Origin of the sequence: Streptomyces akebiae, assembly GCF_019599145.1 — a bacterium.
Lineage (GTDB): Bacteria > Actinomycetota > Actinomycetes > Streptomycetales > Streptomycetaceae > Streptomyces > Streptomyces akebiae.
Genome location: NZ_CP080647.1, coordinates 6,482,113 through 6,502,858 on the forward strand (window position 1 = coordinate 6,482,113; position 20,746 = coordinate 6,502,858).

General features: G+C 69.7%; 16 protein-coding genes. 3 read left to right on the forward strand and 13 right to left on the reverse strand.

Annotated features, from left to right (window positions below; all coding sequences use genetic code 11):
- Positions 1–201: 201 nt before the first annotated feature.
- The 3 genes from glmS to K1J60_RS27995 form a co-directional block, all read right to left on the reverse strand.
- On the reverse strand, positions 202–2,019 hold the full coding sequence (glmS, locus tag K1J60_RS27985; RefSeq protein WP_220648603.1) for a glutamine--fructose-6-phosphate transaminase (isomerizing): 1,818 nt from the start codon (positions 2,017–2,019) through the stop codon (positions 202–204).
- Positions 2,020–2,035: 16 nt separating this feature from the next.
- Positions 2,036–2,293, reverse strand: a complete 258-nt coding sequence (locus tag K1J60_RS27990) for a hypothetical protein (RefSeq protein ID WP_220648604.1) — start codon at positions 2,291–2,293, stop codon at positions 2,036–2,038.
- Between the two features lie 157 nt (positions 2,294–2,450).
- Positions 2,451–3,326 carry a DUF4429 domain-containing protein gene (locus K1J60_RS27995; RefSeq protein WP_220648605.1) on the reverse strand — a complete coding sequence of 292 codons (876 nt, stop codon included), beginning with the start codon at positions 3,324–3,326 and terminating at the stop codon, positions 2,451–2,453.
- A gap of 104 nt (positions 3,327–3,430) precedes the next feature.
- On the opposite strand from K1J60_RS27995, the gene K1J60_RS28000 reads away from it, so the two are divergent.
- Positions 3,431–5,050, forward strand: coding sequence for a beta-N-acetylhexosaminidase (locus K1J60_RS28000; RefSeq protein WP_259407947.1), 1,620 nt, complete (start codon positions 3,431–3,433; stop codon positions 5,048–5,050).
- Positions 5,051–5,283: 233 nt separating this feature from the next.
- On the opposite strand, the gene K1J60_RS28005 is transcribed toward K1J60_RS28000, so the two are convergent.
- The 10 genes from K1J60_RS28005 to K1J60_RS28050 form a co-directional block, all read right to left on the reverse strand.
- Positions 5,284–7,056, reverse strand: coding sequence for an IucA/IucC family protein (locus tag K1J60_RS28005; protein ID WP_220648607.1), 1,773 nt, complete (start codon positions 7,054–7,056; stop codon positions 5,284–5,286).
- A complete protein-coding gene (locus K1J60_RS28010) occupies positions 7,053–7,616 on the reverse strand; it encodes a GNAT family N-acetyltransferase (protein WP_220648608.1) in 564 nt (187 codons plus the stop codon). Before K1J60_RS28010 ends, K1J60_RS28005 begins: the two co-directional genes overlap by 4 nt.
- Positions 7,613–8,929, reverse strand: coding sequence for a lysine N(6)-hydroxylase/L-ornithine N(5)-oxygenase family protein (locus K1J60_RS28015; protein ID WP_398683408.1), 1,317 nt, complete (start codon positions 8,927–8,929; stop codon positions 7,613–7,615). Before K1J60_RS28015 ends, K1J60_RS28010 begins: the two co-directional genes overlap by 4 nt.
- Positions 8,883–10,328, reverse strand: coding sequence for a lysine decarboxylase DesA (desA, locus tag K1J60_RS28020; RefSeq protein WP_220648610.1), 1,446 nt, complete (start codon positions 10,326–10,328; stop codon positions 8,883–8,885). The genes K1J60_RS28015 and desA overlap by 47 nt, the downstream gene beginning before the upstream one ends.
- Positions 10,329–10,501: 173 nt before the next feature.
- Entirely contained in the window at positions 10,502–11,359 is an 858-nt protein-coding gene (locus tag K1J60_RS28025; protein WP_220648611.1) for a siderophore-interacting protein, read from the reverse strand.
- 122 nt (positions 11,360–11,481) lie between these two features.
- Positions 11,482–12,534 (reverse strand): ABC transporter substrate-binding protein, encoded by a 1,053-nt coding sequence (locus K1J60_RS28030; protein ID WP_220648612.1) that lies wholly within the window; start codon positions 12,532–12,534, stop codon positions 11,482–11,484.
- Positions 12,535–12,910: 376 nt separating this feature from the next.
- Positions 12,911–14,071: an acyl-CoA dehydrogenase family protein gene (locus tag K1J60_RS28035; protein ID WP_220648613.1), complete on the reverse strand. Its 1,161-nt coding sequence runs from the start codon at positions 14,069–14,071 to the stop codon at positions 12,911–12,913.
- 5 nt (positions 14,072–14,076) lie between these two features.
- The gene (locus K1J60_RS28040; RefSeq protein WP_220648614.1) at positions 14,077–15,027 is read right to left on the reverse strand and encodes a hydroxymethylglutaryl-CoA lyase; all 951 of its coding nucleotides are present in this window, start codon (positions 15,025–15,027) and stop codon (positions 14,077–14,079) included.
- The gene (locus K1J60_RS28045) at positions 15,024–17,057 is read right to left on the reverse strand and encodes an acetyl/propionyl/methylcrotonyl-CoA carboxylase subunit alpha (protein WP_220651734.1); all 2,034 of its coding nucleotides are present in this window, start codon (positions 17,055–17,057) and stop codon (positions 15,024–15,026) included. The genes K1J60_RS28040 and K1J60_RS28045 overlap by 4 nt, the downstream gene beginning before the upstream one ends.
- Before the next feature lie 19 nt (positions 17,058–17,076).
- Positions 17,077–18,693: a carboxyl transferase domain-containing protein gene (locus K1J60_RS28050; protein WP_220648615.1), complete on the reverse strand. Its 1,617-nt coding sequence runs from the start codon at positions 18,691–18,693 to the stop codon at positions 17,077–17,079.
- 86 nt (positions 18,694–18,779) lie between these two features.
- On the opposite strand from K1J60_RS28050, the gene K1J60_RS28055 reads away from it, so the two are divergent.
- Positions 18,780–19,379, forward strand: a complete 600-nt coding sequence (locus K1J60_RS28055; protein WP_220648616.1) for an SACE_7040 family transcriptional regulator — start codon at positions 18,780–18,782, stop codon at positions 19,377–19,379.
- 193 nt (positions 19,380–19,572) lie between these two features.
- Complete coding sequence (locus K1J60_RS28060) at positions 19,573–20,730, forward strand: acyl-CoA dehydrogenase family protein (protein WP_220648617.1); 1,158 nt, start codon at positions 19,573–19,575, stop codon at positions 20,728–20,730.
- Positions 20,731–20,746 lie beyond the last annotated feature (16 nt).

Sequence of the window (20,746 nt, forward strand, 5' to 3'; positions counted from 1 at the left end):
AAACGCGTAAGTCTACTGGCGCGTAGGGGTGTTTGTGTCTTTGTGAAGGGCATAACCCGCGTGATGCCGGACGGAGTGGTGTGACGGCCACGGGTAGTTGGCAGCGGCGTCGGGGTTGGGCGACCCCGGCGTACCGAACGGACCCCCGCGTGATGGTTGGCATCACGCGGGGGTCCGTCCTCTTGAGACCGGGGTGTGTCCCTACTCGACCGTGACCGACTTGGCGAGGTTCCTGGGCTTGTCGATGTCGCGGCCCAGGGACAGGGCCGTGTGGTAGGCGAGGAGTTGGAGCGGGATGCCCATGAGGATCGGGTCCAGCTCGTCCTCGTTCTTGGGGACGACGATCGTCTGGTCGGCCTTCTCCTGCTCCTGGTGGGCGACGGCGAGGATCTTGCCGCTGCGGGCCTTGATCTCCTCCAGTGCGGCGCGGTTCTTCTCCAGCAGGTCGTCGTCGGGGACGATGGCGACCGTCGGGAGGGCGGGCTCGATGAGGGCCAGCGGGCCGTGCTTGAGCTCGGAGGCGGGGTAGGCCTCCGCGTGGATGTAGGAGACCTCCTTGAGCTTCAGGGAGGCCTCGCGGGCCACCGGGTAGCCCCGCACGCGGCCGATGAAGAGCATCGAGCGGGCCTCGGCGTACTGCTCGGCCAGCTTCTTGATCTCCTCCTCCTGCTCCAGCATCTCGGAGATCTGGGCGGGGAGCTTGCGCAGGCCCGCGATGATCCGCTTGCCGTCGCGGACGGAGAGGTCACGGGTGCGGCCCAGGTGCAGCGCCAACAGGGCGAAGGCGACCGTGGTGTTGGTGAAGCACTTGGTGGAGACGACGCAGACCTCGGGGCCCGCGTGCACGTAGATGCCGCCGTCCGCCTCGCGGGCGATCGCCGAGCCGACGACGTTCACCACGCCGAGGACACGGGCGCCCTTGCGCTTCAGCTCCTGGACGGCCGCCAGCACGTCGTAGGTCTCGCCGGACTGGGAGACGGCGATGTAGAGGGTGTCGGGGTCGACGACCGCGTTGCGGTAGCGGAACTCCGACGCCGGCTCGGCGTCCGCGGGGATGCGGGCCAGCTCCTCGATCATCTGGGCGCCGATCATGCCCGCGTGGTACGAGGTGCCGCAGCCGAGGATCTTGACGCGGCGGATCTGGCGCGCCTCGCGGGCGTCCAGGTTGAGGCCGCCGAGGTGCACGGTGGAGAAGCGGTCGTCGATCCGGCCGCGCAGGACGCGGTCCACGGCGTCGGCCTGCTCGTGGATCTCCTTGTGCATGTAGGTGTCGTGGCCGCCCATGTCGTACGAGGCGGCCTCCCACTCCACGGTGGTGGGCTCCGCCGTGGTGCGGGTGCCCTCCGTGGTGTAGGTGCGGAAGTCGTCGGCCTTGAGGGTGGCCATCTCGCCGTCGTCGAGGGTGACGATCTGGCGGGTGTGGGCGACCAGAGCGGCTATGTCCGAGGCGACGAACATCTCCTTCTCGCCGATGCCGAGGACGACCGGGGAGCCGTTGCGGGCCACGACGATGCGGTCGTTGAAGTCGGCGTGCATGACGGCGATGCCGTACGTGCCCTCGACGATGCGCACCGCCTGGCGGACCTTCTCCTCCAGGGTGGTGGCCTGGGAGCGGGCGATGAGGTGGGTGAGGACCTCGGTGTCGGTCTCGGAGAGGAACTCGACGCCGTCCGCTTCGAGCTTCTTCCGCAGGTCGGAGGCGTTGTCGATGATGCCGTTGTGGACGACGGCGACCTTGTTGTCGGCCGACATGTGCGGGTGGGCGTTCACGTCGGACGGGGCGCCGTGGGTCGCCCAGCGGGTGTGGGCGATGCCGGTGGTGCCCTTGAAGCGCGCGGGGACCTTGGCCTCCAGGTCCCGGACCCGGCCCTTGGCCTTGACCATCTTCAGGCCGGCCGTCTTGGGCGAGGTGACGACTATGCCCGCGGAGTCGTAGCCCCGGTACTCCAGGCGCTGCAGGCCCTCCAGGAGCAGCGGCGCCACGTCGCGCTTGCCGATGTAACCGACAATCCCGCACATATATACGTATCCCGTTTCAGCCGTAGACGATGCGGCGCAGCTGCCTGAGCGTGAGCTCCGGCGGTGCGACCGCCCGGTATTTCAGGTCCGCCTCGATCCGTTCGAAGATCGTCGCGTTCACCAGGCCCTGGGCCTGGAGCTCGCGGTGGCGGCGACGGACGTACTGCTCGGTCGTCTCGTCGAAGTAGGCGAGCACGTCCTGGATCACACGCAGCGCCTCGCCCCGGTTGAGGGGCGAGGATCGCGTCAAATGATCAACAAGTTCGTCGTGCACTCGGTAGATCCTGGGGTACCGGAGGGCGTTTCGCAAGAATTCTGCCCGATATCGGGCAGGGTACTGTTACTGACCCTTGGGGGAACGTTGAGCGTGTTATGAGTGGCTGTTCGTGCGCTGTCCGCACAGGGTCCCGTATCCCGTTGCGCCCAAGACGTCAGAGGCGTTTGAGGACCGCCTGCTTGGCCAACGTGAACTCCTCGTCCGTGAGCACTCCGGACCGGTGCAGGTCGCCCAGTTCGCGCAGGCGGCGCAGCAGGGCGTCGTGGTCCTCCTCGGGGGCGGCCCGGTCCCGGGGCGACGGGGGCGGAGTGAGCTCTTGCGGCGCCGCGGCCGCCGGATGCGGCAGCCGCGCCTGAACGGCCGCCGCGACCAGGGCCATCAGCGGGTCCTTCTTGAAGCCCCACAGCTCGACGGAGTTGGGGTCGTACTTGGGCGGGGCCTTGGTCGGCGCGTTCCGCACGGTGAAGCGGAGGTGGCCGTTCTCCAGGCCGACCGAGGGATGCCACTCGACGGCCGCTATGTCCGTCAGTGACAGTGTCCGCGCTCCGGCCGCGGCCTTCGCGTCCTCGGTCTTCCAGTTCCACTCCAGCCGTACGCGGTCGCCGTCGAAGCTCGCGGTGCCGTCCCCGGCGGAGACGGAGAGCGGGACGGCCGGACCGGTGAGGAGATAGGTGTCCACCGCGTCGGTCGGCACCTCGTCCAGGAGCAGCGCGTTGCGGATCTCGTCCACGAAGTACTCGGCGACGCCGTACCGGTCGGCGTCGACGCTCAGCTGGTACGGGTCGTCGGTGTCGGTGAGCCGGCCGCCGGTCGCCTGGAGGAGGGGGTCGGAGCCGTCGCGCAGCCGGAGCCGCAGCCGTCCCGACTTCCTGCCCTGCTCGAAGGAGATGCCCGCCAACGCGCCCAGCGGGACGGCGAGTTCACCCAGGGTCTTGCGGAGCAGGCTCACGCTCTTGTCGCGGCCCGGGGTCAGCCGCAGGGTGTCGCCGTCGAAGGTCCACGTGCCGTCCCGTTGGAGGATTTCCGCCATGCGGGGATTCTTCCATCGGCTGCGAGGAGAGATGGTCTAGACCTGAAGGGGGTGGAGAGGCGATGGTGGGAGGCGCACAGTTCGATAAGTGGAGGGAGCTCGTCGTGAGATCGCACCACGGATCGACCCGCCTTCTCGGCTCGCTGCTGCTGGTGGTGGCGGCCGGGATCTTCGCCGTGGGAGCCACGCCCGTGTCCGAGAACGCCCCTGCCGACGCCTCTGCCGACGCCGCCACCGTCCCGCTGGGGCGGGTGATCCCGGCCCCCGCCTCGGTCCGGGCCGACGGAGAGCCGTACCGGCTGACGAGCGGTACGCGCATCGTCGTGGACGGCGGCCCCGAGGCTCACCGGGTGGGGGAGTACCTCGCCGGGATCCTGCGGCCCTCGACGGGATACCGGCTGCCGGTGACCGAACGCCAGGAGGCCGGAATCCGCCTCCGGTTGGCCCCCGGGGAGACGGGTCTCGGCCAGGAGGGGTATCGGCTGCGGAGCGGACGCTTGGGCGTCACCCTCACCGCCCGCGCGCCCGCCGGGCTCTTCCACGCCGTCCAGACCCTGCGCCAACTGCTGCCCGCCGCCGTCGAGAAGGACTCCGTGCAGCCGGGCCCCTGGCTGGTCGCGGGCGGCACGATCGAGGACACCCCGCGCTACGGCTGGCGCGGCGCGATGCTGGACGTCTCCCGCCACTTCTTCACCGTCGGCCAGGTGAAGCGCTACATCGACCAGTTGGCGCTCTACAAGTTCAACAAGCTGCATCTGCACCTCTCCGACGACCAGGGCTGGCGCATCGCGATCGACTCCTGGCCGCGCCTCGCCTCGTACGGCGGCTCCACGCAGGTCGGCGGCGGCCCCGGCGGCCACTACAGCAAGGCCGACTACCAGGAGATCGTCCGGTACGCGGCCTCGCGTCACCTGGAGGTCGTCCCCGAGATCGACATGCCGGGTCACACCAACGCGGCGCTCGCCTCCTACGCCGAGCTGAACTGCGACGGTGTCGCGCCCCCGCTCTACACCGGCACCGAGGTCGGATTCAGCTCCCTGTGCGTCGACAAGGACGTGACGTACGACTTCGTGGACGACGTCGTACGGGAGCTGGCCGCGCTCACGCCGGGGCGGTACCTCCACATCGGCGGCGACGAGGCGCACTCCACCAGCCACGAGGACTACGCGAAGTTCATGGACCGGGTGCAGCCGGTCGTCGAGCGGTACGGCAAGACCGTGGTCGGCTGGCACCAGCTGACCGGGGCCGCGCCGGCGCGGGGTGCTCTCGCGCAGTACTGGGGGCTGGACAGCACGGGTGCGGAGGAGAAGGAGCGGGTGGCCGCCGCCGCGCGCAACGGGACGGGGATCGTGCTGTCGCCCGCCGACCGGATCTACCTCGACATGAAGTACGACAAGGACACGCCGCTGGGGCTGGACTGGGCCGGGTACGTGGATGTGCGGCGGGCGTACGACTGGGATCCGGGGGCCTATCTGGCGGGGGTGCCGGCGGGGGCTGTCCGGGGGGTCGAGGCGCCGTTGTGGAGCGAGACGATCGTGACCTCGGAGGATGTTGAGTACATGGCGTTCCCGAGGGTGGTGGGGGTTGCCGAGTTGGGGTGGTCGCCGGTGGGTGCGCTCGACTGGGAGGGGTATCGGGTGCGGTTGGGTGCGCAGGGGGCGCGGTGGGATGCGTTGGGGGTTGGGTACTTTCGGGCGCCGGGGGTGCCGTGGGGTGCGCGGTAGGGGGGTGGGGTGCGTGTCTCGTCGGCGGGTGCGGGTGAGTGGGGCTTCTCGCGCAGTTCCCCGCGCCCCTGAAAAGCAGGGGCTGCGCCCCGTGCTTTTCCCGTCCGCGGTCCGTCGGCTTTCGCGTCCGCGGCTGCGTCGCCTTTGGCCCGCAGCTGGATGACGGCCCCATGCGACGGGCACCTCGGAGGACCGTACTCCGAGGTGCCCGTCAGTTTGTGGTGGGGCGGTGGTTACAGGCCCGCTATGGGGTTCTTCAGGTTGCCGACCAGTTGGAGTGCGCCCGCCGGGTCCGCGAGGTCGACCATCTGCTTGTTGTTGCGGAGTTGGAGGCGGTTGAGGCAGGACAGGGCGAACTCGGGGGCGAACATGTCGTACTGGGCGAACTTGTCGGCGAGTTCGGGCATCGCGTGCTGGTAGTCGCGGACGGTCTCGGCGACCGTGCGCCAGAAGTCCTCCTCGTCCAGGACGCCCTCCTCGGCGAGGTTCGCGGCCAGGAAGCGGAAGAAGCAGTCGAAGACGTCCGTGAAGAGGGACAGGAGCTTCTTGTCCTCGGGGACGTCGACGCGGAGGCGTTCGACCGTCGGTGGGAGCACCGCGTCCGGGTCCATGACCGCGATCTCCTCGGCGATGTCCTTGTAGATCGCCCGCTCGACCACGCCGTCCTTCAGGACCAGGATCACGTTCTCTCCGTGCGGCATGAACACGAGGTCGTAGGCGTAGAAGCTGTGCAGGAGCGGGGTGAAGTACGCCTTCAGATAGCGGCGCAGCCAGTCGGTCGGGGTCAGCCCCGAGCGCTCGATCAGTGCCGCCGCGAAGCCCCTGCCCTCGTGGTCGACATGGACCAGGGAGGCCATCGTCGCCAGGGACTCGCCCTCCTGGAGCATGGACACCGGGCTCTCGCGCCACAGCGCGGCCAGCATCTTGCGGTACGCGGAGAACTTGTCGGTGGCGGCCTCGTACTCCAGGTGCCGGTAGCCGACGGCCGCGCGCTCCCGGATGATCGACAGACCCGTGGACTTCAGGACCGGGTCGCTGTCGATGAGCCCGGCCAGCCAGTCGTTGATCGCCGGCGTCGCCTCCATGTACGCCGCCGACAGGCCGCGCATGAAGCCCATGTTGAGGACGGACAGGGCCGTCTTGACGTAGTGCTTCCCGGGGGCGGAGCTGTTGAAGAACGTCCGGATCGACTGCTGGGCCAGGTATTCGTCGTCACCCTCGCCGAGGCAGACCAGGTGCTGCTGGGCCACCTCGGCGGCGAAGGTGACGGAGAGCTTGTTCCACCACTGCCAGGGGTGGACCGGGATGAAGAGGTAGTCGGCGGGGTCCAGTTCGAGGTCGGTGAGGACCGAGCGGAAGCGGGCGACCGTCTCCGCGCCCAGTTCGTCCCGCAGGAAGGCCTCGTACTCGATGCCCACGCCCGCCGTGAACGCCGCCCGGGAGCGGTGCGCGGCCAGCCAGACCAGGCGGACCGGGTTCGCCGTCTCGGGAGCGTAGGACAGGTACTCGTGGACGCCGAAGCCGAGGCGGCCGTTGTTGGCGACGAAGCAGGGGTGGCCCTCGGTCATCCCGGTCTCGATGGCCTGGAAGCCGGCGTCCACCAGCTCGGCTACGGGCGTCTGCGGCTTGGTGAGCTTGTAGCAGGTGCCGGCGAGGGTGGAGGAGATCTCCTCCAGGTAGACCGGGAGGATCTCGTCGCTCAGGCCCAGGGACCGCTTCAGCTCGATGAAGAAGTCCAGCGCGGCGAGGGGGAGGTCGACGCCGTCCCGGCGACGGGTGATCGAGTCGGCGTCGACCTGCCAGTGGTCGAGGGCACGCCGGACGGCGGTGAACCCGTAGCGGGTCTGACCGTCGTCGCTGCGGACCTCGAAGCGGCCGTCGGCGGTGGCCTCCGGCGTGATGAGCCGCTCGTGGGCGAACTCGGCGAGGGCCTTGCGGATGAGCAGGCGGTTGGCCCGTGCCCAGCGGTGGGGGGACAGATGCGCTACGGCGTCGGACAGGGTCATACGGCTACTCCTCGGGCAGCCAGGCTCTGGCTGCGAAAGAACTGCTCTCGCGTGCAGAAGCTCAGCAGTGCGCGCTTCTCCGGCTTGTCGATCTCGCGGTCGGGGACGAAACCGACGACTTCGTTGAGGGCGTGGACGGCCTTGTTGGACACGTCCGGCTCGACGACGACCCGGTGGGTGGCCGGGTCCTCGAAGAGGTGCGCCATCACGGCGGTGATCACGGCCCTGGTGAAGCCGTGCACCGGGGTGTCCGTCGGCGGCACCAGGAAGTGCATGCCGACGTCCCCGGGCTCGGGCTCGTACAGGCCGACGAGTTCGCGGTGGGCGGGGTCGTACTTCTCCATGAGGAACGCGGGTTCGCCGTCGCGCAGCCCCAGCAGGGCGTGGTGGTGCGGGTCGGCCGCGATCTCCATGTACGCCCGCTCGACGTCCTCCAGCCTGGCGTCCTGCATCATCCAGTACGCCGCCTTGGGGTGCGTGACCCAGCCGTGCAGCAGCTCGGCGTCGGTGAGCGGGTCCAGGGGACGGAAGGTGAAGTCCGTGCCGTTCAGGCCGCTCATACGGCGAACTCCTGGAAGGCGATCGTCTTCTCCACCGGGTAGTACTCGGTGCCGAGCAGCTCGCGGATGATGTACGCGTTGCGGTACGCGCCCATGCCCAGGTCGGGCGAGGTGATGCTGTGGGTGTGGACGCCCGCGTTCTGGAGGAAGATCCCCCGGCCGGTGGTGTCGATCGCGTAGTTGCGGGCCACGTCGAAGCGGCCGTGGCCGTCGAAGACCAGCCGGTCGTTGATCGAGGAGAGGAAGGCCGGCGGCCGGTAGTGGTAGCCGGTGGCCAGGACCAGGCCCTCGGTCTCGATCTCGAAGTCCTTGCCCTGCTCGTCCTGGCGCAGGCCGAGAACGTACCGCCCGTCCTCGTGCGTGGCGCTGTTGAGGGACGAGTTGGTGAGCAGGCGGGTCGGTACCGGGCGGCCGCCGGCGGTCACGTTCTTCTGGTAGAGCAGGTCGAAGATCGAGTCGATCAGATCCCCGTTGATGCCCTTGAACAGGCCCTTCTGCTGCTTCTCCAGCCGGTAGCGGGTCTCCTCGGGCAGCGCGCGGAAGTAGTCGATGTAGTCCGGGGACGTCATCTCCAGCGTCAGCTTGGTGTATTCGAGGGGGAAGAACCGCGGGGAGCGGGTGACCCAGTTGAGCTGGTAGCCGTGGACGTCGATCTCGGAGAGGAGTTCGTAGTAGATCTCCGCGGCGCTCTGGCCGCTGCCGACGATCGTGATCGACTTCTTCGACCGCAGCTCCGCCTTGCGGTGCATGTACTGCGCGTTGTGGAAGAAGTCGCCGCCCAGGTCCTGGCAGGCCTCGGGGATGTACGGGACGGTGCCCGTGCCGAGGACCAGCCGCCGGGCACGCAGGACGTCCCCGTCGGCCGTGCGCACGGCGTAGACGTCGTCCTCGTACGTCACCTCCGTCACCGTCGTGCTGAAGCGGACGTTGCTCAGCCGGCCCGCTGCCCAGCGGCAGTAGTCGTCGTACTCGACCCGCAGGGGGTAGAAGTTCTCGCGGATGTAGAACGAGTACAGGCGGCCCGAGTCCTTCAGGTAGTTCAGGAAGGAGTACGGGGAGGTCGGGTCGGCGAGGGTGACCAGGTCCGACATGAACGGGGTCTGGAGGTGGGCGCCGTCGAGGAACATCCCCGAGTGCCACTCGAAGTCCGGCTTCGAGTCCAGGAAGATCCCGTCGAGTTCGGCGATGGGCTCGGTGAGGCAGGCGAGGCCGAGGTTGAAGGGTCCCAGTCCGATGCCGATGAAGTCGTAGGTCTTCACGGCGGGTTCAGGAAGCGACGCGGTCAAGGGATTCTCCCAGGTACTGCTCGGCATGGCCGGCGATCAGATCGAGCACGGCGGCGATGTCCTCGGCCGTGGTCTCGGGGTTGAGCAGGGTGAACTTCAGGTAGTGGCGACCGCCGACCTTGGTGCCCGCGACCACGGCGTCGCCGGAGGCGAACAGGGCCTTGCGGGCGTACAGGTTGGCGCGGTCGATCTCCGCCGGGTCGGTGACGGCCTCGGGGATGTAGCGGTAGACCAGCGTGGAGAGCTGGGGCTGCACGACGACGTCGTAGCGCGGGTCGGCGGCGAGCAGTTTCCAGCCCTCCTCCGCCAGGTCGCAGACCTCGTCGAAGAGCTGGCCGATGCCGTCGGCGCCCATCGTGCGCAGGGTCATCCACAGCTTGAGCGCGTCGAAGCGGCGGGTGGTCTGCAGGGACTTGTCGACCTGGTTGGGGATGCGCTCGGTGACCATGCGGCGCGGGTTGAGGTACTCCGCGTGGTAGGTGGCGTGGCGCAGGGTGTCTCCGTCGCGGACCAGGACGGCGGACGAACTCACCGGCTGGAAGAAGGACTTGTGGTAGTCCACCGTGACGGAGTCGGCGCGTTCGATGCCGTTCAGCAGGTCGCGGCGCTTGCGGGAGACGAGGAGGCCGCAGCCGTAGGCGGCGTCGACGTGCATCCAGGTGTCGTACTGGGCGCAGAGCTCGGCTATCTCGGGCAGCGGGTCGATGGAACCGAAGTCGGTGGTGCCGGAGGTGGCGACGACGGCCATGGGGACGAGGCCGTCGTTCCTGCAGCGCTCCAGCTCACGGGCGAGCGCCATGGTCTGCATGCGCTTGTCGCCGTCGACGGGGATGGAGACGACCGCGTCCTGGTCCAGGCCCAGCAGTTTCGCCGACTTCTTCACACTGAAGTGGCTGACCTCGGAGGCGAAGATCCGCAGTTTGGCGGTGCTGTCGGTTTTGGCCTCCTCGCGGGCGAGGAGCAGCGCCTGGAGGTTGGACTGCGAGCCGCCGGAGGTGAACACCCCGTCGGCGGACGGACCGAACCCGATGCGCTCGCTGGTCCAGTCGATCAGTTTGCGCTCGATCAGGGTGCCGCCGGCCGACTGGTCCCAGGTGTCCAGGGAGGAGTTGACGGCGGAGAGCACGGCCTCGCCCAGCACGGCCGGGATGACGACCGGGCAGTTGAGGTGGGCGAGGTAGCGCGGGTGGTGGAAGTAGATCGCGTCCCGCAGATAGACGTCCTCCAGCTCGTCGAGGACGGCGGCCGTGTCGTGCAGCGGCTTGTCGAGGTCGATCTTGTCGATGCGGGGGGAGAGGGCGTCGACGGTGACACCGGTGAACGGTCGTTCGGTGGTGGCGAGTTTGGCCGCCACCCGCTCCACGCCTTCGGTCACGGTGCGGCGGTACCGCTCCGCGGTCGTGTCATTGAGCAGGTGCGAGCGCATGGGGAGGTCCTCCGAGCGGGGCGGTCCGGGTGGGACGGAGAGGTGAGTGGGGGGTGACATCACGTCGTCCAACTTAGGTAAGCCTAACCTAATTAACTTGAGCGAAATCCTGGCTCGGCCGTGACCGTGGTCACTTCAGTGACTCCGGTTCCGGTGCCGGCGGTGACGCCCGACTATTCGCCGCGCTCCCGCAGTTGCTCCTCCGTCAGGCCCTCGCGCCAGTACCCGACGAAGGTGACGCGCCGCTTGTCGATCCCGCGCTCCCGCACGAGATGACGGCGCAACTCCTTCACGCGGCCGGACTCACCGGCGATCCAGGCGTACGGCAGCTCACTGGGCGGCAGTTGGGCCGCACGGATGGTGTCGAGGGCGGTCGGCGCCCCCTCGCTCCGCACCAGCCAGGTGATCTCGGCGTCGGCCTCCGTCACCAGATCCTGGATGTCCCCCGCGTGGTGGACCTCCAGCCAGACCCGCGCCCGCGTACCGGCAGGCAGCGACTCCAGGATCGCCGAGGCGGCGGGCAGCGCGGTGTCGTCGCCCCAGATCAGCACCAGGTCGGTGTCGGTCGGCGGACGGAAACGGATCGCGCGGTTGTCCGCGATCGCGGGCCCGAGCAGCACGACCCGGTGTCCGGGGGCGGCCTGGGCGGCCCACCGGGACGCCGGACCGGCGGGCGCGGCGGCCCCCGGCTCGACCCCGTGCAGCACGAAGTCGATGTCGATCTCGACGGTGTCGCCGTGGACGTCCGAGCGGAGCCCCCGCAGGGTGTACGAACGCATCACCGCCCGTACGTCGTCCGGCAGTTCCCGCCACCCCTGCCACCAGCCGTCGCCCAGCTCGAAGGGGATGGCCGGGGTGTCCTGCCCCGGATGCGGCAGAAAGAGGGAGAGTGACTGATCCCGGCCGTCGGAGTGGAAGTACCTCAGATCGTCCCCCGCGAACGAGACACGCACGAGAGACGGCCCCAGCCGCTCCGTCCGCACGACCTGAAGGGAGAAGAAACGGAAGGGGGTGGCTACGGCCGTCGTCATGAGATGGGCTCCTGAATCAGGGGCGGTACGAATGTGGGAGGGGGCGACCCCGGGAGACTCAGGGGCGCGGGGAACTGCGCGAGAAGCCCCACCGGAGCCGCAGCCGCCCCACGACCTCGGCCTTAACTGACCTTCTTCGCCTTCTCGATCGCCTCGGCCAGCTCCTCGAGAAGTGGCGCGCACTTGTCGTAGGACAGGATCGGCTCGGGGTTACGCCCGATGACCTGACCGGCCTTCACCGCGGGAAGCTTCTTCCACGTCGCCTCCTCGATCGCGTCCGGCTGGATCGCCGACGTGCGGTTGTCCATGATGATGACGTCCGCGTCGTACTTGTCGACGTTCTCCCAGCTGAGGTTCTCGAACCAGCCGCCACTGGCCTTCAGCGCGGCGGCGCTCGGCTCGACGAAGTTCACGCCGAGGGCCTTGAAGTACTCCAGGTCGATGGAGAGGTTCGAACCGGACACGTAGAAGATGTCCTGGCTGGCGGAGCCGGCGAGCACCTTGATGTCGGGCTTGGCCTTGGTGGCCGCGCGCAGCCGGGCGGCCGCGTCCTCGAACCGCTTCTTGGCGGCGGTGATCTTCTCGGACTCCGTGTCCGCGCCGAGGGACTTGGCCAGCTCCAGCACGCGCTGCAGCGGCTCGGTCAGCTGACGGTCGTACGCGGAGATGCCGACGCTCGGCGCGAGCTTGGCGATCTTGTCCTTGGAGGCCTCGGGCACGTACCAGAGGGTGCCGGCGTCGTCGAACATCGTGGTGATGAGGACGTCGGGGGAGAGGGAGGCGTACTTCTCGACGTTGAACTCGTCCCAGACGTTGCCGAGGATGGTGACCTTGTTGATGTCGAGGTCGCCGGCCTGGACGTCGGCCTTGCCGTCGGCGGTCCTGGTGGGGCCGAAGACGCCCTTGACGCCGATGCCGTAGTCGTGGAGCGCGGCGGCGACACCCACGAAGGCGACGATGGTCGACGGGACCTCGTCGGTCTTTACGGTCTCGCCGCGGTCGTCCTTGAACGACCAGGGGCCGGACTTGGCGGCAGCCGTCTCCTTGTCGGAGCCAGTGCTGCTGCTCGTCGAGTCCTCGTCCCCGCAGGCGGCGAGCACGGCACCGAGACCGAGTGCGCCACCGGCGGCGAGGATGCCACGGCGGGTGAGGTGAGCGGCTCTGGCGTTGGACATGTGTATGGCTACTTTCGAACGGGGCGGAGTGCCGCCCGAGGGCGAGTTCGAAGGTAGGTTAGCCTAACCTCATCCGTTGTCCAGAGGGTGGTTCCAGGGAGTGGGATACCCGGGTCCACTCCCGCCTCAATCTTTGAATCGCCTGTGAATCAAAGGTCGTTGCGCGCTGGCGAGCGTCGATGGGGTGTAAACCTGTGGCTTGCGTCACCAATGTGCAGGGTATCGCGGGGAGTTCCGGCCGCATCCCATACGGGGCAAAAAGGTACCCGGCTCGCGTGTGGCGAGCCGGGTGGGAGAGTGCCGGAGGCGCACTGTCATCGCTGATTCCGGCCATCATTCGAACGTACGCTGTCGACCGGCGGCGACGGCCCGTCGGTCAGCCGACGAGACCCAACTCCCGGGCGATCAGCATCCGTTGCACCTCGCTCGTGCCCTCGCCGATCTCCAGGATCTTCGAGTCGCGCCACATGCGGGCCACGGGGTATTCGTTCATGAAGCCGTAGCCGCCGTGGATCTGGGTGGCGTCGCGGGCGTTGTCCACGGCGATCGTCGACGAGTACAGCTTCGCCAGGGCGGCCTCCTTCTTGAAGGGTTCGCCGGAGACCAGCCGGTAGGCGGCGTCGCGCCAGGCCAACCGAGCCGTGTGGGCCTTCATCTCCATGTCGGCGATCTTGAACTGGATCGCCTGGTTGGCGCCGATCGGGCGACCGAAGGCGTGACGTTCCTTCGCATACTTCACCGACTCGTCCACACAGCCCTGGGCGAGGCCCGTGGCGAGGGCCGAGATGGCGATGCGGCCCTCGTCGAGGATGCGCAGGAACTGGGCGTAGCCGCGGCCCAGTTCGCCGAGGAGGTTCTCCGCGGGGACCCGTACGTCGGAGAAGGACAGCTCCCGGGTGTCGGAGGCGTTCCAGCCGACCTTGGAGTAGGGCGCCGCGACCGTGAAGCCGGGGGTGCCCGACGGGACGATGATCGACGAGATCAGCGGCTTGCCCTCCGGGGTGCGGCCCGTCACCGCCGTGACCGTGACCAGGCCCGTGATGTCCGTGCCCGAGTTGGTGATGAAGCACTTGCTGCCGTTGATGACCCATTCGTTCGTCGACTCGTCCAGGCGGGCCGTCGTACGGGTCGCGCCCGCGTCCGAGCCGCCGTCCGGTTCCGTCAGGCCGAACGCGCCCAGCATCTCGCCGGAGCACAGCCGCGGCAGCCACTGCGCCTTCTGGGCCGGTGTGCCGAAGAGGTGGATCGGCATCGCGCCCAGGGAGACCCCGGCTTCGAGGGTGATGGCCACGGACGAGTCCACCCGGGCCAGCTCCTCCAGCGCGATGCCGAGCGCCAGATAGTCGCCGCCCATGCCGCCGTACTCCTCGGGGAACGGCAGTCCGAACAGCCCCATGCGGCCCATCTCGCGCACGATCTCGTACGGGAACTCGTGCCGCTCGTAGAAGTCGCCGATCTTGGGTGCGACGACGTCGTGCGCGAACTCCTCGACCGTACGGCGGAGTTCTTCCAGTTCGGGGGAGAGACGGTGGTTCATGGATGTCACTGCTCCTTCAGGTCCTCGTGGCCCTCGTCGTCCTCGTGGGACAGGGCTCGTACGGTGCGGGACGGGCTGGGTCGGCCCAGGTGTCCGGCCATCCACACGCTGGTGGCGACGAGACGGCCGAGGTCGACGCCGGTGTCGATGCCGAGTCCGCGCAGCATCCACACGAGGTCTTCGGTGGCGAGATTGCCGGTGGCGGACTTCGCGTACGGGCAGCCGCCGAGGCCGCCCGCGGAGGCGTCCACGGTGGTGACGCCGTGCTGAAGCGCCGCATAGGTGTTGGCGAGGGCCTGGCCGTACGTGTCGTGGAAGTGCACGCCGAGCTTGTCCACGGGGACGTCGAGTTCGGTCAGCAGCGCCCGTACGTGACCCGGTGTCGCCACCCCGATGGTGTCGCCGAGGCTGAGTTCGTCGCAGCCCATGTCGAGCAGGGCGCGGCAGACCTTGGTCACCTGGGGGATCGGGACCGCGCCCTCCCACGGGTCGCCGAAGCACATCGACAGATAGCCGCGGACGTGCGCGCCCTCCGCCTTCGCGCGGCCGACGACCGGTGCGAACATCGCCAGTGCCTCGTCGACCGTGCGGTTGAGGTTGGCCTTGGCGAAGGACTCGGTGGCGCTGGCGAAGACGGCGATCCGGCGGGCGCCGAGCGCGAGGGCGCGGTCGAGGCCGCGCTCGTTGGGGACGAGGACGGGGAGGGCCACCGGCAGGTCGCTCACGAGCGGGAAGACCCGCTCCGCGTCGGCCAGTTGGGGCACCCACTTGGGGTGGACGAAACTGGTGGCCTCGATCGTGGTGAGTCCCGCGTCGGCCAGGCGGCGGACGAACTCCGCCTTGACCTCGGTGGGCACGGTCGACTTCTCGTTCTGCAGGCCGTCCCGGGCACCGACCTCGTGGATCCGGACGCGGGCCGGCAGACCGGGTTCGCGGACCGTCATGGGCAGGGTCATCGCTCCACCTCCTCGTGGGGTGCGACGACCGCGAGGACCTGGTCCATGGCGACCGTCGTGCCCGGTGTGACGTCCAGCTCGGCGACCGTCCCGGCGTGCGGCGCGGAGACCACGTGCTCCATCTTCATCGCCTCCACCACCAGCAGGCTCTGACCGGCGGTCACCTCGTCCCCGACGGCCACCTTCACCACGGTGACGGTGCCGGGCATGGGGGCCATTAGCGAGTCGGCGCCGGCGTGCGCGGAGCGGCTCAGGGACGCCGCCACGGGGTCGTGATCGCGCACGTGCCAGGCGTCGCCGTCGCGGCCCAGCCAGTCGGCGGCGTGGTCGAAGGTGTGGGTGACGCCGTCGAGGTGGAGCGTGAGCCGGCCCTCGCCCCCGGGACGCGGGAGCGCGCACCCGGACCCCCGCAGGGGGGTGTCGGTCCCGTCCGGCAGCACCTCGGTCGTGCCGTCCGCCGCACGGCGCACCCGCACGGTCACCGGCTCGTGCCCCGGCAGTCGCAGATGGTGCGCCGTCCAGGCCCGCTCACCGCCCAGCCGCCAGCCGACGGCCGCGTCGAACGGATCGGTCCAGCCGGAGCCGGTGCCGGAGTGGCCGCCGCCGTCGGCCGGGGTCAGCGCGGCCTGGCGCAGCAGCGCCGCCGCCGCGAGGACCTCCACCGGCACCTCGTCCCGCACCAGCCCGTCCACCTCCCGCTCGACCAGCCCCGTGTCCAACTCGCCCGCCACCACCGCCGGGTGGGCCAGCAGCCGCCGCAGGAACCCGGCGTTCGTCTGGACGCCCAGGGTGACCGTCTCCGCGAGGGCCGCCCTGAGCCGGCGCAGGGCGGTGGCGCGGTCGGGGCCGTACGCGATGACCTTGGAGAGCATCGGGTCGTACAGCGAGCCGACCTCCGTGCCCTCGCTGAGGCCGGAGTCCGTGCGGACGCCGTCGCCCTGGGGTTCGCGCAGCCGCAGGATCGTGCCGCCGGAGGGGAGGAAGCCGCGCGCGGGGTCCTCGGCGCAGAGGCGGGCCTCGACCGCGTGCCCCGTCAGCGTCACGTCCTCCTGACCGAACGCCAGCCGCTCGCCCGCCGCGACCCGCAGCTGCCACTCCACCAGGTCGACACCGGTGATCAGCTCGGTCACCGGGTGCTCCACCTGGAGGCGGGTGTTCATCTCCATGAAGTAGTACGAGGACGGGTCACCGCCGGGGACGATGAACTCGACCGTGCCCGCGCCGGAGTAGCCGCAGGACCGGGCCGCCTGGACGGCCGCCTCGCCCATGGCGGCTCGGGTGGCCTCGTCGAGCAGGACGCTGGGCGCCTCCTCGATGATCTTCTGGTGGCGGCGCTGGAGGGAGCATTCGCGCTCGCCGAGGTGCACCACGTTGCCGTGGCCGTCCGCCAGGACCTGGATCTCGATGTGCCGGGGGCGGTCGATCCACCGCTCCACGAGGAGGGTGTCGTCGCCGAAGGAGGCGCGGGCCTCGCGGCGGGCGGCGGCGATCTCGTCGGCCAGCACGGCCGCGTCCCGGACCAGCCGCATGCCCTTGCCGCCGCCGCCCGCGCTGGGCTTCAGCAGTACCGGCATGCCGATCTCCCGTGCGGCGTCGACGAGTTGGCCGTCCGTCAGACCGCTGCCGCTGGAGCCGGGCACCACCGGCACCCCGGCCGCCCGGACCGTCTCCTTGGCGCGGATCTTGTCGCCCATGAGGGAGATGGCGTCGGCGGGCGGACCGATGAAGACGAGGCCCGCGTCGGCGCACGCCCGCGCGAAGGCGGCGTTCTCCGCGAGGAAGCCGTACCCCGGGTGCACCGCCTGTGCGCCCGTGCGGGCAGCCGCCTGAAGCAGCCGCTCGGCCACGAGATAGCTCTCGCTCGCCGGGGCCGGACCGATCCGTACCGCCGTGTCGGCCTCCCGGACGTGCCGGGCGTCGGCATCCGCGTCGGAGTACACCGCGACGGAGCGGACGCCCAGCGACCGCAGGGTGCGGATGACGCGGACGGCGATCTCGCCCCGGTTGGCCACGAGAACCGTGTCGAACATGCTCACTGTCAGCTCCCCCTCACATCCGGAAGACGCCGAACTGGGGGTCACCCAGGGGCGCGTTGGCACAGGCGGTCAGGGCCAGGCCCAGGACCTGGCGGGTGTCGAGGGGGTCGATGACCCCGTCGTCCCACAGCCGGGCGGTGGCGTAGTAGGCGTTGCCCTGGCGCTCGTACTGGGCGCGGATCGGGTCCTTGAAGGACTCCTCGTCCGCCGCCGGCCAGTCCTCGCCGCGCGCCTCCAACTGGTCCCGCTTCACGGTCGCGAGGACGGACGCGGCCTGCTCGCCGCCCATCACCGAGATCTTGGCGTTCGGCCACATCCACAGGAAGCGCGGCGAGTACGCCCGGCCGCACATCGAGTAGTTGCCCGCGCCGTACGAGCCGCCGATGACGACCGTCAGCTTGGGGACGCGGGTGCAGGCCACCGCCGTCACCATCTTGGCGCCGTGCTTGGCGATGCCACCCGCCTCGTAGTCCCGGCCGACCATGAAGCCGGAGATGTTCTGCAGGAAGACCAGCGGGATGCCGCGCTGGTCGCACAGCTCGATGAAGTGGGCGCCCTTCTGGGCGGACTCGGAGAACAGGATGCCGTTGTTGGCGACGATCCCGACCGGGTGCCCGTGGATCCGGGCGAAGCCGGTGACGAGGGTCTGCCCGAACTCCGCCTTGAACTCGGCGAACCGGGAGCCGTCGACCACGCGCGCGATGACCTCCCGCACGTCGTACGGGGTGCGGGAGTCGACCGGCACCGCCCCGTACAGCGTGTACGGATCGACCTTGGGCTCGACGACCGGTTCGACCGACCAGGGCAGCGGGCCCCGGGCGGGCAGGGTGGAGACGATGGTCCGCACGATGCGCAGGGCGTGGGCGTCGCTCTCCGCGAGGTGGTCGGTGACACCCGAGATCCGGGAGTGCACCTCGCCGCCGCCCAGCTCCTCGGCGGTGACGACCTCACCGGTGGCGGCCTTCACGAGCGGCGGGCCGCCGAGGAAGATCGTGCCCTGCCCCCGGACGATGACGGCTTCGTCGCTCATGGCGGGGACATACGCGCCGCCGGCCGTGCACGAGCCCAGCACGGCGGCGATCTGCGGGATGCCCGCCCCCGACATCCGCGCCTGGTTGTAGAAGATCCGGCCGAAGTGCTCACGGTCGGGGAAGACCTCGTCCTGCATGGGCAGGAAGGCACCGCCGGAGTCGACGAGGTAGAGGCAGGGCAGGCGGTTCTCCAGGGCCACCTCCTGCGCGCGCAGGTGCTTCTTCACCGTCATCGGGTAGTAGGTGCCGCCCTTGACGGTGGCGTCGTTGGCGACGACGACGCACTCGCGCCCGCCGACCCGGCCGATCCCGGCGATCACCCCCGCCGCCGGTGCCTGCCCCTCGTACAGCCCGTCGGCGGCCAGGGGCGCCAGCTCCAGGAACGGGGAGCCGGGGTCGAGGAGGGTGTCGACCCGGTCGCGCGGCAGCAGCTTGCCGCGCGCGGTGTGCCGGGCGCGCGCCTTCTCGCCGCCGCCGAGCCGGGCGGCGGCGAGCTTGCCGCGCAGCTCGTCCGCCAGCGCGCGGTGGGCCTCCTCGTTGGCCCGCCAGGCTTCCGACGCGGGGTCGGCCGCGCTGTGAAGCTCCGGTGCCTCGTGCATCCTGCGAACCCCTCACCTAGTTAATGAGCGTTAACGCATTTCCCTCAGGTTAACGACCGCTAACCTCCCTGTCTAGAATTGCTCACATGACCACCAGAACCGACGCCCCCACCCGTCGCGAGCAGATCCTCAAGGAGGCCGCGCGGCTCTTCGCCGAGCGCGGCTTCCACGGCGTCGGTGTCGACGAGATAGGAGCCGCCGTGGGTATCAGCGGCCCCGGTCTCTACCGGCACTTCGCCGGCAAGGACGCGATGCTCGCCGAGCTGCTGGTCGGCATCAGTGAGCAGCTCCTGACGGGCGCCAAGCGGCGGCTGGCGGAGGCCGACGGGGGGCCCGCCGACGTGGTCCTCGACTCGCTCATCGAGGGGCACATCGACTTCGCCCTGGACGACCGCCCCCTGATCACCCTGCACGACCGTGAGCTGGACCGCCTCCGCGACAGCGACCGCAAGCTCGTACGCCAGCTCCAGCGCCAGTACGTCGAGCTGTGGGTGCAGGTGCTGCGCGAGGTCCACCCGGGCCTCACGGAGCCCGCCGCCCGCTCCGCCGTGCACTCGGTCTTCGGCCTGCTGAACTCCACGCCGCACCTCGGCCGCCCCGGCTCCCTCCCGGGTCGGACGGCCATGGCGGAGTTGCTGCACCGGATGGCGCGGGGGGCGTTCGGGGCGGCTGCGGCGCCGGAGTGACGAGCGTTACGGAGGGAAGGGTCTGGACGGGCTTCGCTACCCGCCGGTACGGTTGTCTGAGCAAGCGCTTAGCCGTGTCCGGTGGGCCGCGACCATCTGCCGATGGACCGCGACCCTCGGCCGAGGAACCCCGACGGCGAGCAACCAGGTACGCGAGAGCGGCGCCGGTTTAGGCGCAAGAAGGGTGGCGGCGGTGCGCCGTACGGTGTTCAACGAGGATCACGAGGCGTTCCGGGAGACCCTCCGTGCCTTCATCGAGGCCGAGGTCGTGCCGGTGTACGACGAGTGGCTCGCCGCGGGCCAGGCGCCGCGCGACTTCTACTACAAGCTCGCCGAGCTCGGTGTCTTCGGCATCCGCGTCGACGAGGAGTACGGCGGCGCCGGCATCGACTCCTACAAGTTCGAGGCCGTCCTCTACGAGGAGACCGCCCGCGCGGGCATCACCTTCGGTGGCTCCGGCGTGCACGTGCTGCTCGGCCTGCCCTACATCAAGCTGCTCGCCACCGACGAGCAGAAGAAGCGCTTCCTGCCGAAGTTCGTCTCCGGCGAGGAGATGTGGGCCATCGCGATGACCGAGCCGGGCACCGGCTCCGACCTCGCGGGCATGCGCACCACCGCCAAGCTCTCCGAGGACGGCACGCACTACGTCCTCAACGGCGCCAAGACCTTCATCACCGGCGGCGTCCACGCCGACCGCATGATCGTCTGCGCCCGCACCGCCTCCGCCACCGCCGAGGACCGCCGCCACGGCATCTCCCTCTTCGTCGTGGACACCAAGGCCGAGGGCTACTCGGTCGGCCGCAAGCTCGACAAGCTCGGCCTGAAGACCTCCGACACCGCCGAGCTGGCGTTCGTCGACGTCAAGGTGCCCGTCGAGGACCTCCTCGGCGAGGAGAACAAGGGCTTCTACTACCTCGGCCACAACCTCGCCTCCGAGCGCTGGGGCATCGCCTACGGCGCCTACGCGCAGGCCAAGGCGGCCATCCGGTTCGCCAAGGACTACGTCAAGGAGCGCACCGTCTTCGGTCAGCCGGTGGCCGCCTTCCAGAACACCAAGTTCGAGCTGGCCGCCTGCCAGGCCGAGGTCGACGCCGCCGAGGCCGTCGTGGACCGCGCCACCGAGGCGCTGGACGCGGGCGAGCTGACCGCCGCCGAGGCCGCCTCCGCCAAGCTGTTCACCACCGAGGTCGCCCACCGCGTCATCGACCGCTGCCTCCAGCTGCACGGCGGCTACGGCTTCATGAACGAGTACCCGATCGCCCGGCTGTACGCGGACAACCGCGTCAACCGCATCTACGGCGGCACCAGCGAGATCATGAAGACGATCATCGCCAAGGACATGGGTCTGTAGGGACACGGGTCTGTAA

Bases quoted from the DNA above. Each gene is read 5' to 3' on its own strand.
- glmS (WP_220648603.1), bottom strand. From the start codon at position 2,019: ATGTGCGGGATTGTCGGTTACATCGGCAAGCGCGACGTGGCGCCGCTG.
- K1J60_RS27995 (WP_220648605.1), bottom strand. From the start codon at position 3,326: ATGGCGGAAATCCTCCAACGGGACGGCACGTGGACCTTCGACGGCGAC.
- K1J60_RS28005 (WP_220648607.1), bottom strand. From the start codon at position 7,056: ATGACCCTGTCCGACGCCGTAGCGCATCTGTCCCCCCACCGCTGGGCA.
- K1J60_RS28010 (WP_220648608.1), bottom strand. From the start codon at position 7,616: ATGAGCGGCCTGAACGGCACGGACTTCACCTTCCGTCCCCTGGACCCG.
- K1J60_RS28015 (WP_398683408.1), bottom strand. From the start codon at position 8,929: ATGCCGAGCAGTACCTGGGAGAATCCCTTGACCGCGTCGCTTCCTGAA.
- desA (WP_220648610.1), bottom strand. From the start codon at position 10,328: ATGCGCTCGCACCTGCTCAATGACACGACCGCGGAGCGGTACCGCCGC.
- K1J60_RS28025 (WP_220648611.1), bottom strand. From the start codon at position 11,359: ATGACGACGGCCGTAGCCACCCCCTTCCGTTTCTTCTCCCTTCAGGTC.
- K1J60_RS28030 (WP_220648612.1), bottom strand. From the start codon at position 12,534: ATGTCCAACGCCAGAGCCGCTCACCTCACCCGCCGTGGCATCCTCGCC.
- K1J60_RS28035 (WP_220648613.1), bottom strand. From the start codon at position 14,071: ATGAACCACCGTCTCTCCCCCGAACTGGAAGAACTCCGCCGTACGGTC.
- K1J60_RS28040 (WP_220648614.1), bottom strand. From the start codon at position 15,027: ATGACCCTGCCCATGACGGTCCGCGAACCCGGTCTGCCGGCCCGCGTC.
- K1J60_RS28045 (WP_220651734.1), bottom strand. From the start codon at position 17,057: ATGTTCGACACGGTTCTCGTGGCCAACCGGGGCGAGATCGCCGTCCGC.
- K1J60_RS28050 (WP_220648615.1), bottom strand. From the start codon at position 18,693: ATGCACGAGGCACCGGAGCTTCACAGCGCGGCCGACCCCGCGTCGGAA.
- K1J60_RS28055 (WP_220648616.1), top strand. From the start codon at position 18,780: ATGACCACCAGAACCGACGCCCCCACCCGTCGCGAGCAGATCCTCAAG.